8 protein-coding genes are annotated in these 12,211 nt (G+C 35.8%); 3 read left to right on the top strand and 5 right to left on the bottom strand.

Going from position 1 to position 12,211, the window contains the following annotated elements; all coding sequences use genetic code 11:
• Positions 1 to 20: 20 nt before the first annotated feature.
• Both MUB18_RS10515 and MUB18_RS10510 read right to left on the bottom strand, forming a co-directional pair.
• The gene (locus MUB18_RS10515) at positions 21 to 386 is read right to left on the bottom strand and encodes a response regulator (protein ID WP_248755869.1); all 366 of its coding nucleotides are present in this window, start codon (positions 384 to 386) and stop codon (positions 21 to 23) included.
• A 120-nt stretch (positions 387 to 506) separates the two neighbouring features.
• A complete protein-coding gene (locus MUB18_RS10510) occupies positions 507 to 1,988 on the bottom strand; it encodes an ATP-binding protein (RefSeq protein ID WP_094772309.1) in 1,482 nt (493 codons plus the stop codon).
• A gap of 257 nt (positions 1,989 to 2,245) precedes the next feature.
• Between MUB18_RS10510 and MUB18_RS10505 the strand changes: the two genes are divergently transcribed.
• Both MUB18_RS10505 and MUB18_RS10500 read left to right on the top strand, forming a co-directional pair.
• On the top strand, positions 2,246 to 3,460 hold the full coding sequence (locus tag MUB18_RS10505) for a DUF763 domain-containing protein (RefSeq protein ID WP_248755868.1): 1,215 nt from the start codon (positions 2,246 to 2,248) through the stop codon (positions 3,458 to 3,460).
• Positions 3,461 to 3,731: 271 nt separating this feature from the next.
• On the top strand, positions 3,732 to 4,946 hold the full coding sequence (locus MUB18_RS10500) for a trans-sulfuration enzyme family protein (protein ID WP_052627832.1): 1,215 nt from the start codon (positions 3,732 to 3,734) through the stop codon (positions 4,944 to 4,946).
• Between the two features lie 112 nt (positions 4,947 to 5,058).
• On the opposite strand, the gene MUB18_RS10495 is transcribed toward MUB18_RS10500, so the two are convergent.
• Positions 5,059 to 7,080, bottom strand: coding sequence for a site-specific recombinase (locus MUB18_RS10495; protein ID WP_248755867.1), 2,022 nt, complete (start codon positions 7,078 to 7,080; stop codon positions 5,059 to 5,061).
• An 868-nt stretch (positions 7,081 to 7,948) separates the two neighbouring features.
• Here MUB18_RS10495 and MUB18_RS10490 point away from each other — a divergent pair.
• Positions 7,949 to 9,340: a family 10 glycosylhydrolase gene (locus tag MUB18_RS10490; RefSeq protein WP_248755866.1), complete on the top strand. Its 1,392-nt coding sequence runs from the start codon at positions 7,949 to 7,951 to the stop codon at positions 9,338 to 9,340.
• 103 nt (positions 9,341 to 9,443) lie between these two features.
• Here the strand turns inward: MUB18_RS10490 and MUB18_RS10485 are convergent, their stop codons facing one another.
• Both MUB18_RS10485 and MUB18_RS10480 read right to left on the bottom strand, forming a co-directional pair.
• A complete protein-coding gene (locus MUB18_RS10485) occupies positions 9,444 to 10,568 on the bottom strand; it encodes a lipid II:glycine glycyltransferase FemX (RefSeq protein WP_248755865.1) in 1,125 nt (374 codons plus the stop codon).
• A 273-nt stretch (positions 10,569 to 10,841) separates the two neighbouring features.
• Positions 10,842 to 11,825 carry a lipoate--protein ligase gene (locus MUB18_RS10480; protein WP_045756511.1) on the bottom strand — a complete coding sequence of 328 codons (984 nt, stop codon included), beginning with the start codon at positions 11,823 to 11,825 and terminating at the stop codon, positions 10,842 to 10,844.
• Positions 11,826 to 12,211 lie beyond the last annotated feature (386 nt).

The following is a 12,211-nucleotide window of genomic DNA, read 5'->3' as shown; positions in this document are numbered from 1 at the left end:
TACTTGATGTGTTTAAAATGCTATTTTAAATATTTAGACACTATTTTTTCAAGATCGACCAAATCAAAAGGTTTCGCCAGGAAATCATCTGCTCCAGCATCCTTAGCAAGTTCGGCGATGTCACTATTTGCGGTTATATAAATAACTGGTATCTGATTAAAATTAGGATCTCTTTTTAGTAGTTTTGTCGCTTCTTTTCCACCAATATTGGGAATCCAGTTGTCCATCAAAATTAAATCTGGTTTTATTGCAGCAACTTTTTCAATTATATCATGAGATGTTTGTGATGTTTCAACTCGATAGCCTGCGTCTTCGAGAATAATAGTGACGATCTCTAAAATGGATATATCATCTTCGAAGATTAAAATTTTTTTATTGGTTTCCATGGCTCTTTCTTTAAAATTGTATAGTTAACATGATCTTATTCTTTATAATTAATCGCATCTTGTGCGCAGTATTTTTCTATTACCGAAGCCATTATAAAAGCCATTCTCTTAAGTTTATAATCATAAATGTGCTGTATTCAATGGTAAAGTAAAATAAAAAGTCGATCCCTCACCAAATTTACTCGTCATACCATACTGCCCTTGATGCTGTCTAATAATTTCCGCGCAAATATAAAGTCCTAAACCTAATCCTTGAAATCGGACAGAGGTTTCTTCGACCCGATAAAACTTATCAAATATCGGCGGTTGATTTTTTGCAGGAACACCTATTCCAAAATCTTGCACACTTACTTTCACTTCGTGCCCGTTCATTTCAGTATGGATAATAATACGATCAGAATCAGGACCATATTTGATTGCATTGGTCACAAAATTGACCAGTACCTGTTCAATACGCAACTCATCTCCTAAGATTAAGCGATCTAATCGAGCACCCTCGCGTTCGATATGCAACATCTTATTATCATGGGTCTGCCGCATAGTTTCAATGACAGTATCTATTAAAACATCTAAATCAAACACATGATGGTTAATCTTTAATTTGCCATTGTCAATTTTTGAAATATCCAGTAGATCAGCAACCAATGTACTTAATTTGTCCAATTGGCCTTGGACACGATCCATATATTTCTGCACCTTAACATTTTGCTCACCACGCAAAGCACGAGCCAGTAATTGGACATACCCACGCATACTGGTCAATGGCGTTTTTAATTCGTGCGAAGCAATACTTATAAATTCATCCTTCTTTTGTTCAATCTGTTTTTGATCATCGATATCCGTAAAGGTTCCGACCCAATGAGCAATCACATGATTTTCTTCAATGGGGACAATGCGCAGTAAATGATAGCGATAAAGTTGGGAATTTAATGGTTTTATCCGAACTTCCATTTCCACAGCCTTACCTTTTTGAATATGGGAGTTTACAACGTCCTTCATAGCGGGATCATCCGGATGGCATTCCGGAAATTGATTTTCGGATGCTGAAAATAGAAACCAATTGTAATTTACAAAATCAATTTTACCTTGTGGATCTACCGAAAAAGCAATTTGAGGAAGAGATTCTAATATAGAGCGTAAATGATTTGCTTTTTCTAACAAGGAGGATTGTGCCCGCTTACGTCGTTCAATTTCACTAAGTAAATCTTGTTGTACCGCATTTAAAGCCAAAGTCTTCTCATGTAACTGATAGAAATTTTTGACTTTCATTAATAAAACATCCATATCTACAGGTTTTGTAACATAGTCAATACCTCCAGAGGCATAACCTTGTTCAATAAATCGCTTATCGCGATTAGCTGCAGATAAAAATATGATAGAAATATCTTTAGTTTTACTATAGTTTGCTAAATACCTCGCGACTTCAAAGCCATCCATATCTGGCATTTGAACGTCCAAAATAATAAGTGCATATTGGTTTTTAAATGCTTTTTTCAAAGCTTCTTCTCCGGATAATGCCGTATCCACACTAAAACCTCTAGACTCTAACAGTTGTTGCAGGGAATAGATATTCTCAGGTTTATCATCAACGATTAAAATCATATTTTCAACTTAGTTTTGCTAATTACAATTATTTTATACTGGATAGTAAACAATATACAATTGTTATTAAAATAATTTTTGTAGATGTCATTTATTTAAATATTTAAAATCAAAAATCAATCCAAAAAGACAAACTAACTCATAAAGAGTTAAAATGAAAAAAAATAGGTTTAATTTTAGAAACGTAAATCTCTGATATTAAAATCAACTGTTGATTTTATTACCTAATTTTACACTAAAATATTTAGCGAAACAATATGAAACGTTCGGGAACTGCCGATCTACCCTTACATTATGGGAAAGTACCTGCCTGGCTCTATGAACGCATGTCTGCCTTAGGACTTTCTATCGTAGAGGCCATTTTAGCAGACTACGGTAAAGATGAGGTATTGCGCCGCTTATCGGATCCTTTTTGGTTTCAAAGTTTTGGTGCTGTGTTGGGTATGGATTGGCATTCGTCTGGGATCACAACCTCTGTCATGGGTGCTTTAAAACGTGCTATTAATCCACAATCGGCCTCTTTAGGACTCTATATTTGTGGAGGCAAAGGAAAGTTTTCGAGAGAAACACCCGCAGAATTATTACGGATAGCGGACCATACGGGACTTTCGGGGGATGCGCTGGTACGTGCAAGTAAATTGACTGCAAAAGTCGATAATACAGCTATACAAGATGGATATCAACTTTATCTCCATAATTTCATTGTTTCAGACAAAGGTAATTGGACTGTTGTGCAACAGGGTATGCATGAAAATGATGGTACAGCAAGACGTTATCACTGGCATTCTCAGCATCTAAAATCTTTTATAGATGAACCACATACGGGTATTAATGGCGTCTCTCGCGGAAAGATATTAAACTTAACAGCAGCAGCGGCAGCATCTAATAGGCAAGGAATCTTAGCTATTGCGCAAAATGATCCTGCTCGGATCATGCAGGAATTTGCCCATCTTGTAATGCCTAACAGACATGATATCCGTGCATCGGATGTGGATCTAAAAAGGCTAGGAGCACTCTTATATGTGACAAGGGAATTGCAGACCGATAATTTTGAAGAATTGTTACTGCTGAAAGGTGTCGGTCCTCGTACTATGCAATCTCTTGCTTTAGTAAGTGAGGTCATTCACGGTGGTCCGTCTAGATTTAAAGACCCTGCACGATTTGCTTTTGCTCATGGAGGTAAAGATGGTCATCCATTCCCTGTTCCTTTAACGATTTATGATGAGAGTATTACTGTACTTAGAAAAGGAATAGAAAAATCAAAATTGGGACATCTGGATAAATTAAAAACAATCAATAAACTACATCAGATCGTACTACAGGCAGAGGCAAATTTTACTCCACAGTTTGACATACAGGAAGTCTTGGAGCAAGAACGCAGAGACTCATGGAAATATAATGGTCAAACCGTAATGGGAAAAGCGCAAAAACCCAGTAAAAATCGTCCGGGTATTCAATTATCGATGTTTTAATAGCATGTGGCGTCAATTAACATAATTATAGGGTGCATGCACCTGATAGCATTGGCAATAAAATGATCAATAGTTTGTTTTACTTTTTTTTAATCTTAGTACAATATAAGCTGTTATAAAATAGTAGTTAACACAATATCGAAAATAGATGATTCTTATATTCAATCTGTTTTTTAATCTTTTTATTCCTAAATTTAGGATTGACAACTTACACCTACATACCGAACAAAGATGTACAACAACGATCAACATTTAATTTTAAGCTATTCCTATGACCAGAAATGATATTGACTTTGGAACACTAGCCATTCATCAGGAGCATACGGATGGTCATCATGCCCATTTAGCACCTATATATGCTAGTTCTACCTTCACTTTTGATAGCGTGGAACAGGGAATGCGTAAATTTTCTGGTGAAGATGCAGGATATATTTACTCTCGATTTGGCAATCCAACCACTGATGCGACAGCACAAGCTATAGCAGACCTAGAAACCTGGAAGATCCTAAATCCTGATGGAACTCCTTTGCGTGCTCGTGCTCTATTGACATCGAGTGGACAGTCGGCGATGTCCACGCTATTTATATCCTGCCTTAATGCTGGCGATGGGATACTTGCTACTCCATCTTTATATGGTGGAACCCACGAGTTTATTACGAAGATGCTCCCTAAATTTGGTATCAAAGCCTATTTTTCGAATATGACTGATGCGGACGAATTGGAAACTATTTTAAAAGAAAAACCGGAAATTAAGCTGATTCACTTTGAATCTCCTGCAAATCCAACAATGCAGTGTATTGATATCGAACGTGTGGTGGAGCTTGCAAAAAAATACAATAAATTGATTTCTGTTGATAATACCTTTTCTACTCCTTATCTCCAGCAACCTTTTAAATACGGAGTGGATTATGTGTTTCATTCTACGACAAAATTTTTAAATGGCCATGGTAATGCTATTGGAGGAGTATTGGTCGGTCGAGATCTAAGCGCTATGGATACGTATGTGCATCAAACACATAAATTACTGGGAGTCAACAGTAACCCTTTTGATGCTTTTCTTGTTTTACAGGGTATTAAAACTTTACCCTTACGAATGGAACAACATTGTCGCAATGCCATGGATGTGGCCACATTTCTAGATCACCATCCGGAGATCTCGCAAGTGCATTATAATGGACTTACAACTCATCCCGATTATGCGATTAGCAAAAAGCAAATGCGACATGCCGGATCTGTGATGAGCATAGAGCTGAAAGGCGGATATGAAAAAGCAATTGATTTTGTCAATAAACTTCAGATATGTACGCGAGCAGTTTCAATCGGCACTGTCGATACATTAGTCTCCCACCCTGCTTCCATGTCCCATGCTGGAATACCTAGAGAGATCCGATTAAAAACAGGTATTACCGATGGTCTTATTCGTATTAGCGTTGGGCTAGAATCAATTGATGATTTAATCTCCGATTTAAAGCAAGCGCTCGGATAGCTATCATCAGGAAAAAGCTGCGCAACGGTTTTACATTCCTGACCATCCTCCCAGAATTTGAACAATTCTGGGGAGTACTTTACATCTTAATCTAAAATGACAACCCACTTATTTATTTTTTCTCTTCTGGCGGTAAAAAAAATGATTTTGGGTTTATTTTAAAATAGATCCATACGGCTTTGGCCATTTTAATCAATTCTCCAAAGGAAAGGTTTCGAGATCGAAATGCCAATATCAATGAAAGGGAAAAACTAACTACAAAATTAAAAAAACCTATAATACCAATCCCAAGTATACCCCATATCCACATTTCTGTGCTCAGATAACTATCGTGACCAAACCAGGCTAATGCCAGATTACCACTGGCAAAGGTGATGTGCCTAATATCTAGATTTAGCCCTAAAAACATACCAACAGAAGCTGTTGTTCCCATAAAAACGCCAAACCAAATATTGGAGACTATTCCTGCCCATTTTTTTTCATAAAATCGAGCGACTTTGGCTGTTTTTTCTTTACCAAACACTTTCTTTAACACGGGTTGTTCCTCAATTCGATAATAGACCGAATTATGTTTGTCCCTATTGGATATACTACCGGCAATAATTCCAGACAAAAATAAAAAGACTCCCGCAATGCAAGCATGCACTATCATCGGTGTCTCTGTGGGATTTAATTCATTAACCAGTTTTAACCACTTAGCGGCCGCTGCATTGTAGTGGAAAACCTCCTGAATACCCCATATCAAAATTAAACTGACTGGAAAAGCCATCATCACATTGCCAACAAATGCAATAAATTGTGAACGGAATAGTCGGGCAAAGAAAATAGCAAAACTCCAATACTTATGTCGATTTTGATCCTGTCCAGAGGGACCATTTTCAATAGCAGCAATTAACGCTGAGGCTGTCATCGCGGGTTGTTTTGTTGCTAATGTTGCTCCAAAAAGATAAATAGCAGTAAATCCTATGGCATAATTCATACTGTAAAGTAACGCATGTCCAAATTCACTCGTCTCTACTTTTCCTAGAAACAATTTTATGATACACATAATGCCCACGATGATCCCTCCGCCACAAGCCGAACGAAACATACGCCAATATTCTTTTTTAGTGGAAGTAATATAATGCTCTCCCGTTTGTGCAGTATGATGCGTGATCTCATAAGCTAACAATTGTGTGCTTTGCCCCACCAGTTTTCGAATATTGCTTTTACGACAATTATAATCAATTAAGGTCTGTGCAAAGGCAATACTTTTGGTCACTTTTTCGTGATTATCGTTGATCACCAAAAAAGATAAAATTGCTTTGATCCTTTCCAATTGCTGCCTGATTCGTAATAATGACTGATTGACTTTGATCGAGATACCAAAACGATGGGAATTGGAAAATGCAGTATCAATATAATTTTCACATTGCCTATGCAAAACCAATATTTGCTTGTAGGCAAGATCATCGGAAGTCATAAAATGCAGATCGTCACGTAAGAAGCGATCATTCAACTCATTGAACTCACGCATAATAGCAATAAATGGACTATCAAAATTTTGAAAGTCTGGAACCATCTTATTTACATCTGTTTCCATAGCTCTTCCTGTAATACGTTGCACGAGTACCTCTAACCCATATAAAATTTCTTTTATTTCAAAATTGTGGTCGTTTTCATAAAGTGAATGGAATTGACAAATCGTATATAACTGATGCAACTGTTCTTGTGGGATCGAAGCAACCCAATCCGCATCTTTTGAGTGGTAAAAAATTTGATTGAGTACGTACTGTAAGGTCGATTTGGGCGGTTGCGAAGGTAAATACTTTTCAGTAAATCTTTTTTTAATCTCATACCTAAAATCGGCATAACTAATAATGCCCGTATCCGTTATCAATTGATCAAAATCTTTCTGGTCAAGAACACGATGCACATATTGAACAAACTGATCCTTATGCTGGGTAAATTGTTGTAAATAACTCAATAAAGGATCGATATCGACCTGATAATATAGTGATTTTCGTTTTGGTCTGAATATAGCTATTAAAGACGACAAGAAATCCAGTTCGATGTATGATATATCACCTAGTTGCAAATAGTATTTATCAAACAAGTACGTGACTTCCTGACTAGCATTTAACTTTTCTTTCATTTGGAAATGGCTCAAATTGCGAAATCGCAACATTTCTTTTTTATTATTTAATGTATGCCGCCCATGATCGCAAAAAACGATCATGATGGATAATATATTGAAAATTTTGATTTCGGATGTTGTAAATTTCGAAAATGATAAAACAAAATAGGGTATCTCGCAAATTCTTCTACTTTCAAGTGTACTTTTCTTCAAGGATAATGCCAATTGGAGTCTATCCATTTAAATGAATGAGCATATGCCAAATGGAAATACGCCAATGAAAACAAAGTTATACCGATCAAGATCTAGTTTGTGCGCTTTAAAGAGGTCCTTGCACCTTTATTTGAAGGAGTATAATAATTGATTAATAAGTTTATAAATGCTTCAAAAAGTTAAAATCTGTTAAAAAAGAATACGATAAGTAACAATACCACAAATTGTGGCGTTTATAAAGTATTCATAATTTAGGTTAATAATTGGTTAGTTAAAACGCCTGAGGTTCCCCACTTCAGGCGTTTTTTTATGTTATGGAATTGAAATTAATATTTTTGATTATACCGGATACAATCACCCATTACAATCGTTAAAATGTGTTAAAATAAAAATGCAAATACAACAATTGCTTAAAACAAAACGTTTAATAGGTATTCATAATTTAGGTTAATAATTGGTTAGTTAAAACGCCTGAAGTTCCCCGCTTCAGGCGTTTTTTATGACAAAAGAATTGACATTCAATCTGATTGCTCACATAAATAAGATTACTCAAGATTAAGATATGCTAAAAGGGTATAGCTTACCTGACTTTCGACTGAAATTATTTATATTGCACGTAAATATTATCCATTTAAATACTATCTGATTTCTTTGTATTAATAAAGTATAGATTATGAACCACCATCATTCGCTTAAATTACGTATTTGCGTTCTTTTTTTCTTAGGATTATTTCTTTTGACCAGCAAACAAGCTGCTGCTGCAAACAACACAGATCAACCCATGTTTTGGACTTGGTTAGATTACAGACCTACCAGTAATTTTGATTCCCTATGTCGTGAAATGCAATACTTAGGTATCGATGGTGTCATGCTCAATGCTCCTACCCCTGATGATTATAGAGTAGCCATTCCGATTGCGCATAAATATGGGATTAAAGTAGTTGCCTGGTTATGGACGTTAAATCTTGAACATGATCGGGAACAGATTTTGAAAAAACATCCGGAGTGGTTTAGTGTGAATAGAAATGGTAAAAGTTTAGCTGATACAACGGCATATGTGGGTTATTATAAATTCTTATCTCCTGTTCTTCCAGAAGTCAAAAATTATATCAAAGAAAAAATTCAATCCTATTGCGATGTAGAGGGTTTGGATGGGATCTCTATCGACTATAACCGCTACGTCGATGTGGTACTTCCTACCACACTTTGGCCCAAATATCATATCGTGCAAGATCGCGAATATGCCGCTTGGGATTATGGCTATCATCCAGTAGCGATCCAAAAATTCAAAGATCAATATGGTTATGATCCACGTACACAGAAAGATCCCTCTAGCGATCTCAAATGGAGACAGTTTCGTTGTGATCAAATTACAGATATAGCCAATATGATTGCAGATGTGGTGCATGCGAGTGGTAAAATAATGGCTGCATCCCCCTTTCCAACACCTAAAATGGCTTCTCGAATGGTAAGGCAAGATTGGGGGAAATGGAAATTGGATATGGTATTTCCGATGGTATACAGTAATTTCTACACAGAAGATCCAAGTTTTATTAGAGATTGCACAATCGAAAATGTAAACGACAAAAATAAGATGACGACTTTATTCTGCGGACTAATGGCGAGTGATAGTGATGTCATGTTTACAGAAATGGATGAGGCGTTGAATCATGGAGCACAGGGAATAGCCATATTTACAATTAATAGCATCCGTGATCCTAAAATTAAAGAGAAATTTAAAAGCTATACTGCAGAGGCAAAGGCGAAAAAACGAGCAAATAATGGTGTAATGCCTATTATTGGTAAAAATCAAATTGTACGTAATCCATTCAAAAAAGAAGGAATTATGAATTTAATTACCGCTAAAATACAGCATATGGTTGCGGGATCAGCAACAACCGACAATCTTCCTGAGGTAAAATTATCAAGTTTCAAAAAGGTGGCATCTTATGATGTTACGGAACGCTATCTGGTTTCGGATGAATTAAGTAATAAAAAATTTCATGTCACTTTCTATTTTTATGGAGGAATATTGTCAGGATGGAATGTAGACACGACAACTTAATCACATTATGATGAATAGAATACAGTTATAGGCATGGGTACTATCCTGCTTATCTAAAGATTAAAAGGCGGGTGCAGAAGAAATATTGCTGTACCCGCCTTTTTTAGCTCAGATGATAACTTTGATTTTTGAATTCCATAGAGGTATAATATTTATACTTTTCATTATCTAGCGGATAATCCCAACACCCCATACGATGAAAAATTTCACCACCAAAACCAGTTTTGAATCTGTACAGTCCATATAATGGATGGGAAGCATCTGCTTGGGGAGCTACGCCAAAAAAATCATATTCGGTACAGCCTTTTTCTTTAGCAATCTGCATGGCGCGCCATTGTAACGCATAAGTAGCCATATAATTTCTATTTTCTGTAGCCGATGCTCCGTACAAATATGTTCCTCGATTTGCCGATACGACCAAAAACATTGCTGCTAATGGCTTATCTTCAATCTCTGCGACTAATAAATAGACATCTGCTGGAGAGAGTGTGTCATTGGCTCGCGCAGAAAGTACAACTCTAAAATAGCTGATATCATGTAAAAAGAAATGATTTCGTGCAGCCGTTTGTCGATAGAGATCATACCAAATTGCTAAACTATCCAGACCTAATGAACGAATTTTGACTCCTTTTCTCTGAGAAAGATTGACATTATAGCGAGTTTTGGTTTTCATAGCGCCTAATAGAGCTTCCTCATTTTTCTTTAAATCCACAAAAATAGTATTTGAGGGTAAGATATCTGTATTCGCTTTTCTTAAATTCCAATTAGTTGTATTGAAGTTAAAACGGATTTCCTGAATTTTTTTATCTGGAACTCCCAACCAGTTCCCATTTATGTCGTAACAGTCGTCTTCTTTTGCCCAATGTGATTCCCAAGATAAGTCATAACGGATCATGATGCAGTTTGTGGGTAAGCAGGATCTTAGGCTTTCGGATAATTGTTCTAAAAAATAGCCTTGATTTTCTACTGATGGCTCCACTTCTGGCCCATAGGGAACATAAGCGATGCTGTGATCTTGATCTAAAGTTTGAATCAAAATCAGCAAATCTCCGATAAAATAAGTGCTGTCATCTGAGTCTACGTAAAGGTCTGCTGTTTTTGTTTTAAAATTAAATGCTTTTGAGGTTACTCCTTGTAATCGTTTCACTTCAGACCAATAGGCTGTTTGTTGAATAATAGATGTTTGATAAATTTGTTTAATTTCTTTGTCTTCTATGTCGGCAATCATGATGTTTTTAACATTAAATCAATGGGCATTGAAATTTGAATGTGATGTTTCAAATTTCAATGCCCAAAACGACAAACATAACCATAAAGATTAATCTCACCAAGTCCATTTGTCAGGTACTTGTTAAAAAGCCATATTTAAGTTATATTTTAGGACTTAATCTTTGTGTTAATTTAAGAACTGCCGGAAAATCTCATAAAAAACATGAGTTTATGTGACTATAAACCTATAAAATTGGTTAAATCAGAAATCTTTTAGGTTTATAAAAGATTATTATTTAAACAGCTCTAATAATTCTGATGTGCTGACTTTCCCAAAATATGCTGTTAGATCTTGCTGATCCAACCACGCTGTGAGATGAGCAATGTCATGCTTTTGCCCGATTAGTGCTGATTCTAGCTCCTCAATCGGTTTGGATGCAAAGAAGTCTCCAAATATTTTGGCTTTTTCAATATAGCCTTTATGCACGTCTAAATGAATTTCAATAAAGCCCGCTGGTATTTTAAGCGCTTTTTTAAAATTATATTGTGGCGAAAACCCAAAATTCCACTCCCATGTATTGTACTTTTCTATTATTAATTTTTCAATACCCAAGATATCATCTTCTGTAAATGCATGGCGGACTGCTTGCGGATTATTTTTCATCATTTCTGCGATCAGCAATTCTTTGAAAGGTAATGCTGTAATTTCTTTAGGTAGATATTCACTTAGATTGATCACACGGGCGCGGTTCGATTTTACTGCCTTATCCACAAATTTTAAAGGATTGACTTTCAAAGCCGACCCGAGAACCTCCATTTGAGAATTGATCAAAAGCGTACCGTGTTGGATCATCTTCCCATTTTTGGCAAGTTTTGCATTTCCACTAAATTTCTTTCCCTCCACCAACAGATCGTTTCTACCTTCTAATTTTGCGGGGATCCCCAAATGATTTAATAAAGATAAGACAGGCTGTGTGAAGGTTGAAAAATCCATAAAGTCATTTGTACCTAAAAGCGTATGAAAAGAGAAATTTAAATTTCCAAGGTCATGATAAACTGCTCCTCCTCCAGACATACGCCTAACTACTTTTATTTCTTGACTTTGAACATAATCCAAGTTAATCTCCGCCAGTGTATTTTGAAATTTTCCGATAATAATCGATGGTGCATTGCTATACAATAAGAAAATGTCTTCTTTTGGATATTTATACAGTAAATATTCTTCAGAAGCTATATTAAAATAAGCGTTGTTGGAGGGAGAATCAATGATGAGCATAAAACTATAATTTAAACAAAAATAATAAGTTTTTAATAGAAAAGCGAGTGCTCATCTGGATTAGAGTATCACTTTTAAATGAAGGATCCGATCATAACAAGGGAGCGGTCGGCGCAACTTATTTGAAAAACAACTGTTGTATAATAGAAAATCATATTTAATATTTATTTCAAAGACAATTTGTGTAGACAAAAAGTAGATAAGCCATTCGGAATTAGATACAATGTATAGAAAAAAACGTCGAGTACAGCAATATTCACACTAAAAACGAATCCTGTTCTTCTTGAGAATAAAATAAATCATACCAATATCTTGATCATGGATCACTTCAAATATATTGCGTATCTAATCAAATTTATCTAAGTTTACAAGAGTAGAGTTGTTAA

Origin of the sequence: Sphingobacterium sp. PCS056 (assembly GCF_023273895.1) — a bacterium.
Lineage (GTDB): Bacteria > Bacteroidota > Bacteroidia > Sphingobacteriales > Sphingobacteriaceae > Sphingobacterium.
The sequence above is the reverse complement of the archived record's forward strand: the minus strand, read 5'-3'. Positions and strand labels throughout refer to the sequence as shown.

Bases quoted from the DNA above. Each gene is read 5' to 3' on its own strand.
- MUB18_RS10515 (WP_248755869.1), bottom strand. From the start codon at position 386: ATGGAAACCAATAAAAAAATTTTAATCTTCGAAGATGATATATCCATT.
- MUB18_RS10510 (WP_094772309.1), bottom strand. From the start codon at position 1,988: ATGATTTTAATCGTTGATGATAAACCTGAGAATATCTATTCCCTGCAA.
- MUB18_RS10505 (WP_248755868.1), top strand. From the start codon at position 2,246: ATGAAACGTTCGGGAACTGCCGATCTACCCTTACATTATGGGAAAGTA.
- MUB18_RS10500 (WP_052627832.1), top strand. From the start codon at position 3,732: ATGACCAGAAATGATATTGACTTTGGAACACTAGCCATTCATCAGGAG.
- MUB18_RS10495 (WP_248755867.1), bottom strand. From the start codon at position 7,080: ATGAAAGAAAAGTTAAATGCTAGTCAGGAAGTCACGTACTTGTTTGAT.
- MUB18_RS10490 (WP_248755866.1), top strand. From the start codon at position 7,949: ATGAACCACCATCATTCGCTTAAATTACGTATTTGCGTTCTTTTTTTC.
- MUB18_RS10485 (WP_248755865.1), bottom strand. From the start codon at position 10,568: ATGATTGCCGACATAGAAGACAAAGAAATTAAACAAATTTATCAAACA.
- MUB18_RS10480 (WP_045756511.1), bottom strand. From the start codon at position 11,825: ATGCTCATCATTGATTCTCCCTCCAACAACGCTTATTTTAATATAGCT.